Origin of the sequence: Microcoleus sp. N9_B4, from assembly GCF_036701635.1 — a bacterium.
Taxonomy (GTDB): Bacteria; Cyanobacteriota; Cyanobacteriia; order Cyanobacteriales; family Microcoleaceae; genus Microcoleus.
Genome location: NZ_JAUBRC010000034.1, coordinates 19359 through 38108, shown reverse-complemented (window position 1 = coordinate 38108; position 18750 = coordinate 19359). Strand labels below are relative to the sequence as shown.

The window sequence follows — 18750 nt, the reverse complement described above, 5'->3', positions numbered from 1 at the left end:
TTAGCAATGCCAATAGATTTTCGCAACACAAATACCGTCTGGGCTTCCGTATTAGCAGAAACTTTGCAGCGGTTGGGATTAACTACAGCCGTGATTTGTCCCGGTTCGCGATCGGCACCGCTAACAATAGCTTTTGCCCAGAACAAAAAAATAGAAACTATTCCCATACTCGACGAACGTTCAGCCAGCTTTTTTGCATTAGGAATCGCCAAAAAATCCGGTTTACCGGTCGCACTGATTTGTACCTCTGGAACCGCCGCAGCCAACTTTTATCCGGCGATAATAGAAGCTAGAGAAAGTCGAATTCCGCTGCTAATATTCACCGCCGATCGCCCTCCGGAACTGCGGGACTGTCACGCCGGACAAGCGATCGACCAAGTTAAAATATACGGCAATTATCCGAACTGGCAAGCCGAATTAGCGATACCTTCTGCGTCCAGAGGAATGCTAGACTATCTGCGCCAGACGATCGTGTATGCTTGGGAACGATCGCAATTTCCAACACCCGGCCCCGTCCACCTCAACATCCCCTTACGCGACCCGCTTATACCCGTTCCAGACATAGCTGTAGAAGCTTTAGAAACACAATTCAATCCCGAAGATTTTTTTGCAGGATTAGAACCCATTTTCGCCGGAGAAAGCTCTACTCCCCCCAGCCCTCCCTTGTTAAGGGGGGGAGAAGAAAGTACAATGCAACAATGGCAAAAGTGCAGCAAAGGGATAATTATTGCAGGCGTTGCACAGCCTCAATTTGCCGAAAAATACTGTAGTGCGATCGGCCAAATTTCGCAATTATTAAACTGGCCAGTTTTAGCAGAAGGACTATCCCCAGTCAGAAACCACGCCCAACTAAACCCCCATCTAATTTCCACCTACGATTTAATCCTGCGAAACCGCCAACTAGCAGATAAATTCAGCCCAGAAATCGCCATTCAAATCGGAGACTTACCCACAAGCAAAGAACTGCGAAACTGGCTAGACAAAACCCAACCAAAACGCTACATAATCGACCCCAGCCACCACAACTTCGATCCGCTACACGGCCAAACAATTCATCTCCGAACCTCCGTAGAAAATCTCGCAACTAATCTCGCAACTATATTAACTCAAGTCCCCCCCCTGCTTAAGGAGGAGTCCTCTCAAGTCCCCCCCCTTAGCAAGGGGGGGTTAGGGGGGGTTCTAACCACTGCTACCACTAATATCTCCCCTCAAATCCCCCCCCTAAACAAGGGCGAGTCAACTCAAATCCCCCCCCTAAACAAGGACAAATCAACTCCAGTCCCCCCCCTTAATAAGGGGGGGTTAGGGGGGGTTCAAACCTCTCCCTCAAACGAATACCTCCAACTTTGGCGCAACACCGAAATCCAAATCAGACAAACAATAGACCAAAAAATATCAGCAATTAACAACATAATCGAGCCCAAAGTTTCCTGGCTGCTTTCCCAAATTTTGCCACCTGGAACACCGATATTTATTGCCAACAGTATGCCCGTCAGAGATGTAGAGTTTTTCTGGAAGCCAAACAACTTAGAAATAAAAACTTTTGTCAATCGTGGCGCTAACGGCATAGACGGCACATTATCAACAGCATTGGGAGTTGCTCACCGCAATCAAAGCAGCATTATGCTAACAGGTGATTTAACACTTTTGCACGATACAAACGGTTTTTTAATTAAAAATAAATTTGTCGGTCATCTGACAATCATATTAATTAATAACAACGGCGGCGGAATTTTTGAAATGTTGCCAGTTGCCAAATTTGACCCGCCCTTTGAAGAGTTTTTTGCCACGCCGCAGCATATCAACTTTGCTCAGTTGTGTGCAACTTATGGCGTGAAACACGAGGTAATTGAGGATTGGGAACAGTTCAAACAAAAATTAAATTTGCTGCCAAATAGCGGGATTCGCGTCTTAGAATTGCAAACAGACAGGCGATCGGATGCTAAATGGCGGCAAGACAATCTAAGTAAATTTGCCAAAGATTTGTAGTCAGGACTTTTGTCAATAAGCCTTTCGCGGGCGGGCTTTCCGGCCCACCCCACAAGCAGAAAATTCACTTTTTGTGGAACAGGCCCGAAAGCCTGTTCTTGGGAATGCTGCAATAATATCTCAGTTTAAACTGCTGGTTGAGCTAGCAGCGGATCTAACTGTCCATCTGCATCGAGTTTGTGAATGTCATCGCAGCCGCCTACGTGTTGGTTATTAATGAAAATTTGGGGTACGCTGCGGCGTCCGTTAGCGCGATCGGCCATTGCTTTTCTAGCGGCTTCGTCGCCATCAATTTTGTATTCCGTGAAATTTACGCCTTTCCACCACAGCAAAGTTTTGGCGCGGATGCAGTAGGGACAGGTTTGCCAAGTATAGATTTCCACATTGGCTTTGATGCGATCGGGCTTGCGGCCCAAGATGGGATTGAGAAAATCAAGCATTTTCGGTAGGGGGGGTAAGGGTGGAACTCATTTAGAAATCATACCAAGTGTATAAATTCCGCTGGTATGGGCGCATCTGCCAGAGGTGGGTTTTAAGCTGTCGGGCGATCGCATTGTGACCCAAATCACAACTTGACTCTACTCGGATCACTTGCTTTCACCCCTGACAATCACCTTCGCGGCCTCATTAATATCACTGAGCTTTTGAGGAAACCAGAAGATGATAAATATATCGAATTCAACCGCACTGCCATGCACCCCGTACAACTTCTCCCCGGCGCTATCTCTGAAATCCTCGCTTCTGTAACCGATACAGGCGTTTTGACTCTGGCGGATCGCTACGGTTTGATGGCCGCCACCTTCGACGACTCTCTGAATGACGAAGACAGAGGCTGTGTCAACCGCTTGCTGCGCGCGGTGCTCAGAGGCCGAGTCCAAGTAGTCAACGAACTTTCAGCAGCATTCTAATCGGGATTTGAAGTTTTGTTCTGAAGGCAAGGTGAGTCAGCGGTAGATAAAAATAGTGGAAACTCAGGCAGGAGTGGAAACAGCGGTAATTTGAATTCGATTTAAAGTTTTCTCCTCTAACTCAACAACGGTTTATTTGTCAAAGCAGCCTTTACCGGCTGCTTTTTTTTGATCTAATCGCGGATTTCGAGGTTGTACTGGCGGCAGAGGTCGATCAGTTTTTGTTGGAAGCGATCGCGCACACTGTCTGGAGACACAATGACGCAATCTTCGCCGTAACGGAATACCTCCCGAATCAGCCAAAAGGGATTAGAGACGCGCCGCACGACTTGGCGGACATCTCCGATGACTTGATCTTCCTCACTGATATCTTTTTGCCTGGGTTCGTAAGCTTTTACCATGCCACGATAAAAGTGTAAGTACACTTTTAAAAAATCTAAGCCTTCCTCGCGCCACAGTCCGTCCATTGGCTCAATAGCCTTGATCCGATCGAACCGCAAACACCGATTGTGAACAAGTTCGGGATAGTCGGGATTTTTGAGATCGTTAGTCTCTTCGCACCAGATTTCCAAGTAAAAGCGCTTTTCTTCAAAGGAAATCTCCGCGTAGCGCACTGTAAACTCCAGTTCCTCGTCTTGAGCGTTCAGGTAGAGCAGGCGGAAAGGTTGCTGGTTATTGATGTGTCGATCGACTTGAGTTCGCCATGCCACGCTAGGCTGATTAGCTAATTGCCAAAGCGATTGGCGCATCGGCGCTTCAAGCTCTCCTTGGTCTAACACCAGACTTAAAAGGGTTTGAGCTTGTCCGGCGTGACCTGAATCTGTCAGGATTTTAGTGGCTTGCAGTAGCGCTTCCACCTGAGTCGGGTTCAGGGTAAAGAGTTTGCGGACTTCCGGGGTTTGTTGGGCGATCGCTACGATCAACCCCGAAGGACTGGGACTTTTGCCCCAGAAAATGTTCAAGCGGCGAGCTAGCTCCTCTAGCTGCTCCTTGGTTCCCGGCGGCACTGACAGTGTAAGTGTTTCTTTTTTCCTAGACATTTTTAAATATACTTGTATTTTTGCAATATATGTGCCATAGTCTATATTGTACTTGAGTTGACGGAGATTGCAGGCTGGCGATCGAGATAGAAGTTCCTGAGACTGAGAATTCGGTGTCTTTAGAACAACTCACTGCTGGTGATGGTGGAGCGATCGGGGAAGGCACTAAAAAAGCCAGAGCAGAACTCTGGCTAGCGACCCCTGATAGGGATTTATGAAGTTGTGTTATAGCCCTAAGCACACGGTTTACACAGTTTCAATCCCTGATAGGGAGTCAGTTTTAGGGCTTCTCAAGCATATATTTCAAAAACCTACCTGTCAAGCCTATTGCCCTAAACACTATAGGACACAGACAGTTAAAAAATGCTATCGTTAGCAAAACCGCACGAGAGTCGTGCAGTCTCGCTATGTAGCTTCGCACCTATTAGGCTAGCACTAGCATGGCTCGTTCGGTGTAAACCTATTGGAGGAAATCCAGTATGACTTACTCAATTGAAGTTATTGACTACAAAGTTGCCGTATACAGGGAACTGCGAGAGTTGCACGAACGCGAAATCGCACGGATTGACAGGTTGCTTCGGGACTTGGGGCGGGAAACTGTCGAAAGCGAGGAAGGTGAGGTAATCTCATACGCCGACTGCGCTGACTTGAGCTCAAGGCACTAATAACCGTCAGCGTTCAAAATTTTTTGATGTTGGCAGCGAAGATGGGAGTAGATTTTTAGCCTACCCCCATCTGAGATACCTTTTTCAAAAATGTGAAGTACCAATCTATTGAGGAAGAGGAGGCAGATTGATGATTGGAAAGCAACTCTCTTTGTTCGATGATTGGGGCGAACAGCCTCAAAAAGTCTCAAATCAAGATGCTATGGATGAGATTACTAACTCTGACATCAGCATTCTTTTAAGTGCCTTAGCTGCTAAAGTTATTTCTGACCGTCAACGGTCAGAAGTAATTACTAAATTAGCAAATCAGTCAGTGGCGGTAGCGATCGCACATTCTTTCAGCGACTCTAGTCTAGTTAGAAAACTCAGACTCAGGCGCAGTCAAGAAAAAACTCAGCTACCCAAACTAACTTTCACAGGCGATCGCGTTTTCTATCAAAATCAAGATATTGGCAAAACTCAGATTTTGTACAAATCGCCATTACCAGGAGAGTTACAGGCAAAATTATCTATTGAAAGCGCCATAGATAGATTTTTAGAATATTTGCAGAAGCAATATCAAATAGTGGTACTCCATGAAAGTGACTATCACGTACAGGTTTTTATTCCCCATCGAAAAGAGCCAGCACACTTTAGTCAATATTGGCGAGAGTTCATGGAAAATATTGCTTTCTCAACTTATGGCGATACCAAGCACAATTTACCAGGATTAGTACAAACATTCATTGTCATGCTCAATAGTGTCACTCTAGCGGGACGCGGTTTCAGCACCTTGGAAATTCCGATTTTGACACAAGAGCAATCTAATGTTTTAGCTGCTTGGTATTTTGCAGTTGTTAGGGAGGTAGAAAAGCGTCAAACAGAGCGTCAGAAGAAAATTAAAGAGCTCAAAACAGAAATAGATAATCCTGATACAACTGATAAAGACCGCAAATATTCAGAAAAAAAGTTGCTAGAAAAGGAGGAGATGCAGTTAAAGGAAGCGAAAAAGTACAACGAAGCTTTTCAAAAGTCATTTGGTAAATTTCTGGAGGAGCAACAGTCTATAGGGCAAGAGCTAAATCAAATTAAAAGTGAATTGACCGACTCAGGGTTAACGAAAGCACAGAGGAATAAGTTACACAAACAGCAAGACAAGCTACTGCCTCAAATTATTTTTACTCAAGAGTCTGTTCAGCAAAAAAATCGATTGCTCGCAGAGTCAGATGGTGAACCATTTAAGTTTATTCAGTGCGATCGCCAACAAAATCCCGCTCGGTTCAAAGACATTATTAACATTTCTAAAAGTTTCACTAAAACTGCTACAGACCAGATCAATGCAACTCGTGGAGATATTTTTACTCAGTGTATTCTAGAGATGTATCGCCTGTTGGAAAATCCGCCAAGCGATCCATTACCGAAACCATTGCTGAATGAAAAGCCAAGTCTCAAGGAAGTGCGATCGGCTGGAGATGACGGGAAAGATTTTTGCTATTCCTGCGGCGTTACTCTTGAAAATGCTAAATGGAAAGTAGCCAGATTTATGTTTGAGCGACCTTCCCAGCGTCGTCAATCGTCATCAAGCGAAGATCGACCTTATATTTGTGCTTCCTGTTCAGCTTTAGCATTTGCTTCACCCTTAAAACTTACTGATGAAAGCATCATTTTGAAACTTGAACCAGTCAATCAAAGTGAACCTGCTAAACTCAGAGTTAAAGACTACATTAGAATGTTAACCAATAAAGAGTTACATTTAAGTGCAGGTCGATATTTAGTCCTAGCCTCAGATCGAACTGGTGGGGGTGATTTAGCATCCCAGAAACTCGGTCAAGTTCAATATGCACTAGCAAAAGTAGCTTCAATTTTTGCCCTTGAGGTTTTAGCTGATTTTAAATTCTCCCTAATTATTCAGGGAAGTCAGCCAAAACACTTAGCCAGCAGATATCTAGTTTTCATAAAGGGATTGATCGACGGCTACAACCAATCAATTGTAATTACTGGCAAGGAAATTAATATGACTCTAGGCGATGCTGTTCGCTATATAGAGGAAGATTTACCCTTTCTTGCTGAATACGATGTGACGAAGGCTGCTGCTAAAGTCAACTCTTTGCAACTTGAGAAAGTCCGCCAACTCTACTGGCAAATCATTCAAGAAGACTTGAAATTACAAGGAGTAAATATGGGGTCATCAAACCAAATGGCTAAACGAGCCAAATTATACAAGGATGTCACTGCTTTGACTGGATTAACCTATGCCTTTGCTCAATCTTTAGAAAGTACAGCTAAAAAGGCAATGAAAACAGAAGATGCAGAAAGAGAAGTAAGTAAAATCATTGAAAAAGTGGATGATGCCGTTGCTTTTTGCTACTACGCCACCCTTGGGGATGAGAAAAAAACAAATGTCCAAGCAAGACTTTATTGCAACCCTGAAAACTACTTTGTTTATGAACAAACAAAGAATTTGTTGGAAGAATTAAAAATTACCAACAGAGAAGAAAAAGATGCCGAAAAACAGCAAATGTGGCTAACGCTCTACGCTGATGATGTGATGAGAGCTTATACCTACTTTGCTGAAAATGGCTACAGTCAAGACCGAGAGTGGAATGAGTTAACTTATAACTTAAAACTTTCTCTCTACACTCGTTTTCCTGAATTGGTTCGCAAAGTAAAATCTACCACGGATAAAAACTAATCATGGCTCCTAAAAAATCTCAAACAACTAATGATCAAACTGAAAATGGTTCTGAGACGGCTAAGGAATCCAAAGTAACCAGTGGATTACCCAGAACAGATGAAAAGAACCCTCGTATGCACTTTGATATTTATGCCATTCTTGAAGGTTCACAGGAGCTTTATTTTGGGCATGAAGTACAAGTCAATGTCAACTTGGTGGAAATAGTTAAGCTCACTACTAAGGAGGGGAAATCCATCGAAAAATGTTATATCTCTCCAACGAAACGGCGGGGCGTTGAGAGACGTTGCTTGCTTTGGGCACCTGTGAAAAGTGGGGAACTGCTAGGAGATAAACAACAGTGTGGCATTCCCAAAACTTGTGCTAAACCTGACTGTCCTATTTGCGCTCCCTATGGTGCTCTTGACCCAGGAAAAAGCACTTTAATTGGTCGCGTTACTCACGGTGGCGGTGTTGCTGTTCAAGATATTTACCCAGTAGAGAAGCAACGGGCAATGCACCCGGCACGTCTAGTAAATCAAAAAGATGAAACGCCGATACCATTTAAGCGTCAGTACAATCAGCCCGGTATCCTCTATCCAGTTTCTAACCATGCGTTGAGTGTTACTGATAAAGATTTTTCCTCTGTTGCCTATGCTTTTCTGGATTCCTTACCACGCATTGGTTCAGGAAATCCCAAGGGAATTGCGATCGCTGAAAATGGGGAGAAAATTATTCGGGCTAATGGTGAAGAAATTAATTTTAATGTTTCTATGCCATTATTAGTCTTAGATCGCTATCTTTCTCCCAGAGGCAAACGTCCAATTATTTCCCCTTCAGAAACTCATGCCGGAGAGGCAATCTATAAATTTCTTCAACTAGCCAGAACTCCAGAAGATAACACCGATCGCATCCAAGCAACTCACTTCGATCGCTGGATTGGAAATGCAGCATTAGAGAAATTACAAGAATACGCCGCGAACTTCGTTGAAACTGTTTTACAGGCGTGATCTATGTATTGCATAAAACTTACCATCACACCTACGGCAGCAATGACATTCCGCATTCTGCCGGGGTCAATTCTCAATATTGCTACCTATCCTTTTGTACCGCCGACAACTCTATCAGGTTTCTTGCGAAGGTTAGGAATGCTCAGTGTCGGGTTAGAAATTCCTGAAACTCGAATCAACAAAGATGACCCGCCATTTTATGCTTTACCCCGTCATTATGTAGCGCTAGGAGCTTATCCTAGCTTAAACAGTTGGCGAGGAGTGCATAAAACTTACCGCAAAGGAATGCGAGAATTTAATCACGATGTATTTTCCCGATTGTATGTGGAAAAAGACAAAGCTAACTTTCAACTCCACACTTGGGAATATTTAATTGTTGAAGAACTAACGGGTTATGTCGTCAGCGAATCTTTACAAGGTTTAGAACATTTCCAAGACCTAGAAACCTACGGCTGCAAACTTGGTAAAGAAGGCTTTGCCGTTGTCACAGAAGTTTTTACACCCATTGAGTTAAAGCGCGAAACAGTTACAGCTTATCCATCAACAATTGTCCCGATGGAAGCAATGTTACAGAGTTCTCAGTTTGTTGGAGGTTGCGATATTTACAACTTGTACCGTTACAACTGGTCTGCTGGTTCTGAAATTGATTCAGAAACAGAGGGATTTTTAGACCAAAATCGCACTCTTGTAGATGGATTTATTCCTTTTGTTGTCGCTTACTACCCGCAAGCTTTTAACTCTCCACCTACTCTTGATTGCTACACCGACGGAGAAATTTATATCCCCGTTTCCCTTATCAACCTGCTAAGAGATTAAGTTTATGGCTAAGTCAGAACGTCAGCCTCCCTATAATTTTGGTCGTGTCTTTTTTCCTAGTAAACCCAATCCCAATCCGGCTATTCCCAATGAAATCCGTTTTCAGCCTCTGGGCAATCATGTTAGCAATGTAGGAAAACTGGTAAAAAAATGGCAACCTAGTGATTTTCCTGACCATTACGAATCCTCATTCAAGCGAGTAATAAAAGCAGCCAACATTCACGATATTGGTAAACCCCAGAAATTCGCTCTCCAAGTTGAGACTGACTCCCAACACAAGTTTAAAAAATACATCTACTCATTTAGAGGGCATCGATTTCTAGCCGAATGCAAGGATAATCTTTGGGTGGAAAAACTTGCTCAAGGACATCACGATTTTTCAGTAAAAGATATTAGCCGTGATGCTTATGTGTTAAATAAATATCCAGAGTACCAGAGCATTCTTGCTAAAGATCCCTTAGCTTATGCACGAGAACTTTACATTTTAGAAATGTGCGATCAAATTGAAGCTGAGTTAGCTTGTCGGGTAATTGGAGATGACGAGCAAGCCGAGTCGCGCACTTTCATGGATTATACCATTGCTAAGGATGATTCCGAGCAAAATGTTTATCGAGTTGACCCTTGGATTTTCTCGACAGACCAAATTGAATTAACTTTTGACTATTGGTTGTTTTGTCTTTCTGAGGATGACAAGGCTGATTTGAAAAAATGTCGGACAGAAAATCGAGATGTTGACTTAGGGAAAAAGTTAGACGCAATTGCTAAACAATGGTGGCAAAAGCAGCAAGGTCAGCCAGAAAAAGCAGAACCTCGAAAAGTTACGCTCAAACCTTATCCGTCAAACAAGCAGTTTCAAAATCGAGATTGTGAGTTTTGGTATCAGCAGTTAGCTGGCTTTGCACCTAACCCTATGCAAAAAATGATTTTTGAGGTAATTGAACAGACAGAAAACCCAGCTTTTTTGCTCAAATCTCCTACGGGTTCTGGAAAGTTTGAAGCGATTTTATTTCCGGCATTATCAAAAAATAGTCGTTTAATTTTGCCACTACCTGCTAGAAGTTTAATAGAAGACCAAAAACAGCGAATAGAAAAGTATTTAAAACGTTTTTCTGAGCTGAATCCAGACCGTGAAATCTCTTTAGTCATCGATACGGGTTCTCAAATGCAACGCTGGGTTTATCGCAATGGAAAAGAGGAACCTAAACCGAGAACTTACAATCCCAGACGGCATCTGTACAAGGCAGATGTCATTTTAACGACCTTGGACAAATTTCTCTACCGCTATTTTGCCTTTGGGGACAAGCAAAAGTCTTTTGTATTTCCCTTGAGGATTCACCGGGACAAAACTGGCGATGAAAAAACTCTCATCTGTTTTGATGAGGCTCACAGTTACGATGAGATAGCATTTACCAATTTTCAAAGTTTAGTAAAGTCACTTTATGAAGCTGGACGATCGCTCGTGTTAATGACTGCTACAATGCCACAGGAATACATCTATCGCTTTGATTATTTAGAAACGATCGATTATATCGGTACTGCCGATGATTCGGTCAAAGCTGAACAGTTGATTAATTTCCAGAAACAACACTTACAACAGCCTTATCTCAATCGAAGAAGTTTTGAATGGATTAACGACATCGAGCGCCACTCTGAAAATCCTGAACCTTTTCAAAAACGGATTTCTGAAACGGTAACTAAAGAATGGCAATCTAAATCGAATTGCAGAATTATTACCGTGGTTCAAACTGTTAGAGATGCCGTTGCTATTTATGGGCAACTTTCAGATAAGTTGAAACTGACTGAAAATACAGAATATAAACAACTATACCTTTACCACGGTCGTCTAGACCATCGAGTCAGGCAAGAGGTCTATACCCAACTCAAACAACGAGATGATAAGGCTCAACCTTATATTCTCATTACCACCAGCGCAATTGAAGTTGGATGTGACTTGAATAGTGAGGTTCTTATTTCCGAAATTTGCCCACCTGAAAACTTAATTCAAAGAGCAGGGCGCTGTAATCGGAAAGGCAATTTTCCTGATGCTAAGGTAATTGTTCTGGGTAAAATTGAGGGCAGTCGTATCCCTTTTTATGCTCAAACTTTGGAGGAAGCTGAATGGCAAGACTATCAAGAAACTCTTCAGCAATTAGAAAGCTTTGACAGCCATAAAATTGCCGAACATATCACGCGATCGCAACAAGTTGATGACTACCGAGTAGTCGAACTCTTCTCAATGCTCCATGACTATGTTTACAGTGCTGACTTAACTTGTCAACCTGCTCACGAAAAAGGGCTAGTCGTTACTCGGAGTTGGACACCATCCGCAACATTAGTTTATGACGATGGAACTCATGGCGACCAAATTGAAAATATGCCTCAAGTGACAGTGCCAATTGACCGTTTAACCATCAAAAAAAACAATATCAATCAGTATGCCAATACTCATGTTTGCGAACGCTACTATGACCAAGAAAATACATCCTGGGAAATGCGCGGTTTACGCTGGGGCTTTGCCTATCAAAAAGAAATTGTCATCAAAATAAATCAAACCAATGATGGTGCATTTATGCCAGATGCCAATCCCGAATATTCCTATAACCCAGAACTAGGTTTTGTAGAACTGCCAGGAGTTTTCATCAAGCTGAGAACAAATGGGTTTGATGAAAAATTATTATATCAGTATGGCAACACGGGTCAGAAAAAATCAGTAATTATTACATACACCAAGGCATTAGAGGAGACGACTTAACAGCGATCGCACCCTAATCAACACAACCAACCATTAACCAAATATGCCACACAGCCTAGTCCTAAACATCCTTCCCCTGGCCCCGATTCCCCCCGGATACCTCACCGGTAGACACCTGCACGCCCTCTTCCTCACCCTCGTGAGCTCCGTTGACAAAAAACTCGGCGATCGCCTCCACGATGCCGCCGCCCAAAAATCCTTCACTCTCAGCCCTTTGCAAACTAAAAAATGCCCTTTCAAAAAACACCATTTCCTGCAATGGGAACACACAGAACCGATTCCAGAACATACCCTCTGTTGGTGGCGGATTACTCTGCTTGATGACACTTTATTCGGTCAATTAACTAATCTTTGGCTGAACCTCAATCCGTCGAAGCCGTGGCATCTCGGGCCCGCCGATTTGATGATTACTAAGATTCTGGGAACGCCCCAAGTAGATCAGCCTTGGGCTAATGCTTGCGATTACTCTAAATTGTACGATCGCGCTTCGGAAACTAATCGCTTAATTGCCTTCAGTTTTGCGACTCCTACTACCTTTCGACAGGGCAAATTCGATTCGGTGATTCCTACTAGAGATTGCGTTTTTAATAGTCTCCTCAGTCGGTGGAATAAGTACAGCCCGATCGCAATTCCCGATCAGTCATTCGATGCACTTTTTTCGACATTTGTCAATATCAAAAGTGAAAGATTGACTAACTATCAAAGCGATTTTGTCGGCATGGTTGGGGAGGTTAGTTATCGGATTTTGGGAGATGTGGAGCCTTTAGTGATTAAGCAAATTAATGCTTTGGCTGATTTTGCTGTTTACTGCGGGGTGGGGAGGAAAACTCCGATGGGGATGGGAATGACTCGGCGGATTGTTGTTAATAAGAGTTCTTGATAACTCAACGTAAAACCCATAGTCCGGCAAGCGTTGAAACCCCTGCCTCAAAGCGAAAGTCCTCTAAAGAGGACTGCAAGTATGAATGATTAAATTACTTCTTCAGTCGGTTTCAACCTTTGCGCTTACTGTTACCGACAAGCTCCAAATCTCATCAATGATTAAATTACTTCTTCAGTCGGTTTCAACCGACTTTAGCTATAAGACAGGGGTTTCAACCCCTGGCGGACTGGGGCATCACTAATTAATTCCAATTACCAATCTATTACAAACCATCAAAATTATGAACGATTTTGATTACATTTCGATCGCAACTCTCAACCAGTATTCTTACTGTCCTCACCGCTGCTGGCGAATGTCTTGTGCGGGAGAATTCACCGATAATCAGTATACCATAGAAGGGACAAGTTTGCACGATCGCGTTCACACGATGGGCGAAATTAATCGCGATGAAACTTGGCAGGTTCGGGCGATTTGGCTGAAGTCTGAGAAGTATAAACTTATTGGTAAATCCGATTTGATTGAGTCGGCTGAGGGTGAGATTTATCCCGTGGAATATAAGCGGGGACGGAAGGGGGAATGGGATAACGACGAGTTGCAAGTTTGCGCCCAAGCGCTTTGTTTAGAGGAGATGACGGGGAAAACTATTGCGACTGGATATGTGTATTACGCGCAGTCGCATCAGCGGCAATTAGTCGAGATTTCTGAGGGTTTGAGACAGGATGCGATCGCCACTATTGAAAAAGTCGGTGCTCTTTGGCGATCGGGAAATATCCCTTTACCAGTTTACACCGCTCGGTGTACGGGATGCAGTCTTTTTCCCCAATGTCTGCCCCAAGCTGCGGCCAAAGTCAACCGTTATCAAGAAGCAAGTTAACCTGCAAATAGGAGAATTCACAATGGGAACAGTTTACATTACTCAAGAAGATGCTTTTATCGGCAAAGTGGATGAACGTCTGACAGTTAAAGCTGATAAAAAAAATCTGTTGGACGTGCCATTAATTAAGATTGATGGTGTTGTTGCATTGGGACGCGCTACAGTTTCGCCGGCTGTGGTTGTGGAACTGTTGGAACGTCACATTCCTTTGAGTTTTTTGACTTTAAACGGACGTTATTTGGGGAGGTTGGAACCGGAAATGACGAAAAATATCTTTGTGCGAAAAGCTCAGTGGCAAGCGGCTGGGGAATCGGAACAAGCCGTGCATTTAGTCAGGGGATTTGTACGGGGAAAACTCAAGAATTACCGCAATACTTTGTTAGAATGTCAGCGCAAATATTCTCCCCAGGATTTTGAAAAGCCGATCGCACAATTGAAACAAGTAATTGCGTCAATCGATAAAACTTCCAGTATTAATTCTCTGCGAGGATTGGAGGGGGCGGGTAGTGCGACTTATTTTGGCTGCTTCAATCAACTGATTCGGGTGCCGGAATTTAGCTTTGAAGTTCGCCGCCGCCGTCCGCCTACTGATCCGGTAAATTCTCTGTTAAGTTTGGGATATTCTCTGCTGCGGCACGATGTTCAAAGTGCAGTGAATATTGTGGGATTCGATCCGTATTTGGGATATTTGCATTTTGAGCGCTATGGCCGTCCTTCCTTAGCGCTGGATTTGATGGAAGAATTTCGACCTTTGGTTGTTGATGCTGTAGTGTTGACGGCGATTAATTTGCAGAAAGTTTCGCCTAATGATTTTACGGCAGAACCGTTGAGCGGGGCGGTTTCTTTAACAAAAGAAGCGCTGCACAACTTTTTGCGACTTTACGAACAAAAGAAACAGTCAAAGTTCAAGCATCCAGTGATGGGAAAGTTGTGTACTTATCAAGAAGCTTTTGAAATTCAAGGGCGGTTGATGGCTAAGTATTTGATGGGTGAAGTTGATAAGTATCCGCCTTTGATTCTGAAATAGGGAGGTAATTAAGTTATGTTTGTTTTGGTTTGCTACGATATATCAGAGGACAAGCGCCGCACTAAGATTCACCAGATTCTCAAGTCTTATGGGGAATGGAAGCAGTATTCGGTGTTTCATTGCGAGCTGACGGATACTCAGTATGCCCGGATGCGCCAACGTCTGAGTAAGGTGATTAAGTCGGAAGAAGACAGCATCATGTTTCACTATTTGTGTGCTTGCTGTCAGGGCAAGATCGAGCGGATTGGCGGCCGGGCACCGCTGGATACTACGATTTTTATGGTGTGATTTTGCGTCTGGCTGTAGGTGTTGAACGGAGGGGGTGAATTTTAATGGCTGAGAGCTTTACCAGGACTTGGTTTGCAGTGGTTTGTACCTCATGCGGGTCAGACGCAAATGCTGAAAGCTTTACTGGGAGAGAGTTTGAGGTCTATTTGAATTTTGCCCTCTTGACAGGGCGATCGCCCAAACGGTATATTGATTGCAGTCAGACGCAACTGAACCTTGAAAACCTTATATTTCAAACCTCCCAGGCCCCGGCGGCCGAAAACAACCTAAAACCCTATCAGGGATTGAAACCAGCAAAGGCAAGAGTTACTGAGAATCGAACGACTAAGCCGAAAACAACCTAAAACCCTATCAGGGATTGAAACTGATCTCGAAATTCAAGACCAACGGGCTGAGATTCGAGCCGAAAACAACCTAAAACCCTATCAGGGATTGAAACAATAGCACGGAAGCGGAATTTGAGAAAATGGTTTTAGGCCGAAAACAACCTAAAACCCTATCAGGGATTGAAACAACCGCGATTACCCCGACAAACCAACAGAAAACGCCGAAAACAACCTAAAACCCTATCAGGGATTGAAACCATAATACGCAAGCTCTTGAGGTAAGTCCAAAAGAGGCCGAAAACAACCTAAAACCCTATCAGGGATTGAAACAAAGTCATCCATAGCTTCAAAGTCACCGTGGGGGCCGAAAACAACCTAAAACCCTATCAGGGATTGAAACGCACATCCATCTGTGCAATTCGTGCTGAATAGACTGCCGAAAACAACCTAAAACCCTATCAGGGATTGAAACGGGCCCCTTGGCAGTTTGTTTTGGATGCCGATGACGCCGAAAACAACCTAAAACCCTATCAGGGATTGAAACCAGAAGGGGGTGGCTGATTAATTGGCATGAATAGAAAGCCGAAAACAACCTAAAACCCTATCAGGGATTGAAACTTACAATCCGACCCTCTACAATCTAAAATACTTAAGCCGAAAACAACCTAAAACCCTATCAGGGATTGAAACTTGCACATCCCCCATTACCTCTATGGCTGGCGCTCGCGCCGAAAACAACCTAAAACCCTATCAGGGATTGAAACCCATTTATAGGTGGCTCGCATAGCGTTACCGCGGCGGCCGAAAACAACCTAAAACCCTATCAGGGATTGAAACCAATTATAAAAGCTATGCCTATCTTATCACATGATGCCGAAAACAACCTAAAACCCTATCAGGGATTGAAACAAAAAAATAAAATCCAAACCATCAATATTATCTGGAGTGCCGAAAACAACCTAAAACCCTATCAGGGATTGAAACATATAGCCGATTGCCTAGACATGGTGTTGCAACGGCCGAAAACAACCTAAAACCCTATCAGGGATTGAAACGAAAGATGGAGCGCCTTGAAAAATTAATTGTTGAAGCCGAAAACAACCTAAAACCCTATCAGGGATTGAAACGGATAGGAGGTATTCAAGGTGTAGCGCGTGAGAATGCCGAAAACAACCTAAAACCCTATCAGGGATTGAAACCGTGCTCGCGAGGGTTGGCTCGAACTTGGCTAATGCCGAAAACAACCTAAAACCCTATCAGGGATTGAAACCCAGTAATCAATCCGGTCAATGGCATTGGAGCGCCGAAAACAACCTAAAACCCTATCAGGGATTGAAACGTTCATGCCACCGCCAATAATTTTGCAACCTCGCGCCGAAAACAACCTAAAACCCTATCAGGGATTGAAACTGGAAAATTACTCACGCTTAGTTGGAACGATATGCCGAAAACAACCTAAAACCCTATCAGGGATTGAAACAACCGATATGCTGGCGGCGGTGCTGGCACTTTTCGAGCCGAAAACAACCTAAAACCCTATCAGGGATTGAAACTCAGAAACACAAATTAAATCAAGTGATTCATAAGGCCGAAAACAACCTAAAACCCTATCAGGGATTGAAACAATTGTGACCGATTTGTTGTCATTGTAGCTAACTTTTGCCGAAAACAACCTAAAACCCTATCAGGGATTGAAACTATGCTTACCGATACGTGGGATGCGCGAACAGTGCCGAAAACAACCTAAAACCCTATCAGGGATTGAAACCAACCAGCCAGCGTTTGCCGATCGCCGCGCCAGCAACGCCGAAAACAACCTAAAACCCTATCAGGGATTGAAACTGCAATTGCTGCTGTAATTGCTGAATTGAGGTAGAGCCGAAAACAACCTAAAACCCTATCAGGGATTGAAACCCTACTTGTTGGCGATCGAAGGTACGTAAAAAGGCCGAAAACAACCTAAAACCCTATCAGGGATTGAAACCAAACATAAAACGCTTGTAAATCTCTTTTCCATCCAAGCCGAAAACAACCTAAAACCCTATCAGGGATTGAAACCTAGCGCTTTTAACGCTTGAGTGTTTGCCCCGTGAGCCGAAAACAACCTAAAACCCTATCAGGGATTGAAACTCATATTCTTTGACCTCTTCTCGATACCAGACGAGCCGAAAACAACCTAAAACCCTATCAGGGATTGAAACCCACCGCTAGCAAGGGCGGTCAACCCGGTAGCACGCCGAAAACAACCTAAAACCCTATCAGGGATTGAAACAAAATCGAAATTTAAGGTGCAGTTAGTCAAGCTATTGCCGAAAACAACCTAAAACCCTATCAGGGATTGAAACTTCTTCCAGCGGTAGATGTACCACCTTCTGAAGGTTTAGAGCCGAAAACAACCTAAAACCCTATCAGGGATTGAAACGGATAAGTGCCAAGTACGCGGTCAATTTTTGGCGGTATCGCCGAAAACAACCTAAAACCCTATCAGGGATTGAAACAATACTTGCAATCATCTCTATTTATATCAAGCACTCGCCGAAAACAACCTAAAACCCTATCAGGGATTGAAACTGGGACTTTTACAGTAGGATCTGCATCCCCAACGGCCGAAAACAACCTAAAACCCTATCAGGGATTGAAACGTATTCTATATAACGCGGTGTAGCGCTTTTTATTATGCCGAAAACAACCTAAAACCCTATCAGGGATTGAAACGTGTGGAATGTGCAGAACGGCGATCGCGTTGAGCGCCGAAAACAACCTAAAACCCTATCAGGGATTGAAACTAGATCGTAAAGGCCGGTGAGGTATCCGGGCTCGATCGCCGAAAACAACCTAAAACCCTATCAGGGATTGAAACAATTACTCAAGCAGACATTGATAGAATTGGAGCTAAAATTGCCGAAAACAACCTAAAACCCTATCAGGGATTGAAACTACACTCCTCCCCCTGCTCCTAGTGGCTCTACTCCGAGCCGAAAACAACCTAAAACCCTATCAGGGATTGAAACTAAATCATCAAATCAGGAGTAAATAACGATGCCAAGCCGAAAACAACCTAAAACCCTATCAGGGATTGAAACTTATCGACTGCCTGCAAGTTTTTGGCCATAATCTCGCCGAAAACAACCTAAAACCCTATCAGGGATTGAAACGCAGGTAATTTTGGTCAATAAGGTAAGGGAAAGGCCGAAAACAACCTAAAACCCTATCAGGGATTGAAACAAAAGAATTAAGCCTGTTGTTACTGAAACTAGCAAGCCGAAAACAACCTAAAACCCTATCAGGGATTGAAACTACAATAACCGATCGCTTTTGTGCCCGTTACGCAGCTACTACGGGCCGAAAACAACCTAAAACCCTATCAGGGATTGAAACGGAGCTTTCGGCAACTCCACTGCTGGAGCCTCGGCCGAAAACAACCTAAAACCCTATCAGGGATTGAAACTTTTGCCTCCTAGCATCCATCCTGACACTGGTAGCCGAAAACAACCTAAAACCCTATCAGGGATTGAAACGATT

Annotated in this window: 13 protein-coding genes and 1 CRISPR repeat array (1 of these 14 cut by a window edge); of the genes, 11 read left to right on the top strand and 2 right to left on the bottom strand. The window is 43.6% G+C overall.

The window, feature by feature from the left end; translation table 11 throughout:
- The first annotated feature begins 6 nt into the window (after positions 1 to 6).
- Positions 7 to 1989, top strand: coding sequence for a 2-succinyl-5-enolpyruvyl-6-hydroxy-3-cyclohexene-1-carboxylic-acid synthase (gene menD / locus QUA43_RS21325; RefSeq protein ID WP_333376278.1), 1983 nt, complete (start codon positions 7 to 9; stop codon positions 1987 to 1989).
- Positions 1990 to 2114: 125 nt separating this feature from the next.
- Here menD and grxC read toward each other — a convergent pair whose 3' ends face one another.
- Positions 2115 to 2429 (bottom strand): glutaredoxin 3, encoded by a 315-nt coding sequence (grxC, locus tag QUA43_RS21320; RefSeq protein WP_332980048.1) that lies wholly within the window; start codon positions 2427 to 2429, stop codon positions 2115 to 2117.
- 252 nt (positions 2430 to 2681) lie between these two features.
- Between grxC and QUA43_RS21315 the strand changes: the two genes are divergently transcribed.
- Positions 2682 to 2897 (top strand): hypothetical protein, encoded by a 216-nt coding sequence (locus QUA43_RS21315; RefSeq protein ID WP_172188518.1) that lies wholly within the window; start codon positions 2682 to 2684, stop codon positions 2895 to 2897.
- 173 nt (positions 2898 to 3070) lie between these two features.
- Here the strand turns inward: QUA43_RS21315 and QUA43_RS21310 are convergent, their stop codons facing one another.
- Positions 3071 to 3937, bottom strand: a complete 867-nt coding sequence (locus QUA43_RS21310; protein WP_333376277.1) for a WYL domain-containing protein — start codon at positions 3935 to 3937, stop codon at positions 3071 to 3073.
- Positions 3938 to 4416: 479 nt separating this feature from the next.
- Between QUA43_RS21310 and QUA43_RS21305 the strand changes: the two genes are divergently transcribed.
- The 9 genes from QUA43_RS21305 (at position 4417) to cas2 (ending at position 14902) form a co-directional block, all read left to right on the top strand.
- Positions 4417 to 4602 (top strand): hypothetical protein, encoded by a 186-nt coding sequence (locus tag QUA43_RS21305; protein WP_333185747.1) that lies wholly within the window; start codon positions 4417 to 4419, stop codon positions 4600 to 4602.
- Between the two features lie 130 nt (positions 4603 to 4732).
- Complete coding sequence (locus QUA43_RS21300; protein ID WP_333376276.1) at positions 4733 to 7273, top strand: hypothetical protein; 2541 nt, start codon at positions 4733 to 4735, stop codon at positions 7271 to 7273.
- Positions 7274 to 7275: 2 nt separating this feature from the next.
- Entirely contained in the window at positions 7276 to 8262 is a 987-nt protein-coding gene (locus QUA43_RS21295; RefSeq protein WP_333376275.1) for a hypothetical protein, read from the top strand.
- Between the two features lie 3 nt (positions 8263 to 8265).
- On the top strand, positions 8266 to 9078 hold the full coding sequence (locus QUA43_RS21290; RefSeq protein ID WP_333376274.1) for a hypothetical protein: 813 nt from the start codon (positions 8266 to 8268) through the stop codon (positions 9076 to 9078).
- Positions 9079 to 9082: 4 nt separating this feature from the next.
- Positions 9083 to 11830, top strand: coding sequence for a CRISPR-associated helicase Cas3' (gene cas3, locus QUA43_RS21285; RefSeq protein ID WP_333376273.1), 2748 nt, complete (start codon positions 9083 to 9085; stop codon positions 11828 to 11830).
- A gap of 43 nt (positions 11831 to 11873) precedes the next feature.
- Positions 11874 to 12710, top strand: a complete 837-nt coding sequence (gene cas6, locus QUA43_RS21280) for a CRISPR-associated endoribonuclease Cas6 (RefSeq protein WP_333376272.1) — start codon at positions 11874 to 11876, stop codon at positions 12708 to 12710.
- Positions 12711 to 12993: 283 nt separating this feature from the next.
- Positions 12994 to 13587 carry a CRISPR-associated protein Cas4 gene (gene cas4, locus QUA43_RS21275; RefSeq protein ID WP_333376271.1) on the top strand — a complete coding sequence of 198 codons (594 nt, stop codon included), beginning with the start codon at positions 12994 to 12996 and terminating at the stop codon, positions 13585 to 13587.
- A gap of 22 nt (positions 13588 to 13609) precedes the next feature.
- The gene (gene cas1d, locus QUA43_RS21270) at positions 13610 to 14614 is read left to right on the top strand and encodes a type I-D CRISPR-associated endonuclease Cas1d (protein WP_333376270.1); all 1005 of its coding nucleotides are present in this window, start codon (positions 13610 to 13612) and stop codon (positions 14612 to 14614) included.
- Between the two features lie 15 nt (positions 14615 to 14629).
- Positions 14630 to 14902 (top strand): CRISPR-associated endonuclease Cas2, encoded by a 273-nt coding sequence (gene cas2, locus QUA43_RS21265; RefSeq protein ID WP_333376269.1) that lies wholly within the window; start codon positions 14630 to 14632, stop codon positions 14900 to 14902.
- A 254-nt stretch (positions 14903 to 15156) separates the two neighbouring features.
- Positions 15157 to 18750: direct repeats of the CRISPR family, unit length 37 nt; unit sequence GCCGAAAACAACCTAAAACCCTATCAGGGATTGAAAC (it continues 1949 nt past the right edge of the window).

Excerpts from the sequence above, each read along its gene's own strand:
- menD (WP_333376278.1), top strand. The coding sequence starts at position 7 with ATGCCAATAGATTTTCGCAACACAAATACCGTCTGGGCTTCCGTATTA.
- grxC (WP_332980048.1), bottom strand. The coding sequence starts at position 2,429 with ATGCTTGATTTTCTCAATCCCATCTTGGGCCGCAAGCCCGATCGCATC.
- QUA43_RS21315 (WP_172188518.1), top strand. The coding sequence starts at position 2,682 with ATGCACCCCGTACAACTTCTCCCCGGCGCTATCTCTGAAATCCTCGCT.
- QUA43_RS21310 (WP_333376277.1), bottom strand. The coding sequence starts at position 3,937 with ATGTCTAGGAAAAAAGAAACACTTACACTGTCAGTGCCGCCGGGAACC.
- QUA43_RS21305 (WP_333185747.1), top strand. The coding sequence starts at position 4,417 with ATGACTTACTCAATTGAAGTTATTGACTACAAAGTTGCCGTATACAGG.
- QUA43_RS21300 (WP_333376276.1), top strand. The coding sequence starts at position 4,733 with ATGATTGGAAAGCAACTCTCTTTGTTCGATGATTGGGGCGAACAGCCT.
- QUA43_RS21295 (WP_333376275.1), top strand. The coding sequence starts at position 7,276 with ATGGCTCCTAAAAAATCTCAAACAACTAATGATCAAACTGAAAATGGT.
- QUA43_RS21290 (WP_333376274.1), top strand. The coding sequence starts at position 8,266 with ATGTATTGCATAAAACTTACCATCACACCTACGGCAGCAATGACATTC.
- cas3 (WP_333376273.1), top strand. The coding sequence starts at position 9,083 with ATGGCTAAGTCAGAACGTCAGCCTCCCTATAATTTTGGTCGTGTCTTT.
- cas6 (WP_333376272.1), top strand. The coding sequence starts at position 11,874 with ATGCCACACAGCCTAGTCCTAAACATCCTTCCCCTGGCCCCGATTCCC.
- cas4 (WP_333376271.1), top strand. The coding sequence starts at position 12,994 with ATGAACGATTTTGATTACATTTCGATCGCAACTCTCAACCAGTATTCT.
- cas1d (WP_333376270.1), top strand. The coding sequence starts at position 13,610 with ATGGGAACAGTTTACATTACTCAAGAAGATGCTTTTATCGGCAAAGTG.
- cas2 (WP_333376269.1), top strand. The coding sequence starts at position 14,630 with ATGTTTGTTTTGGTTTGCTACGATATATCAGAGGACAAGCGCCGCACT.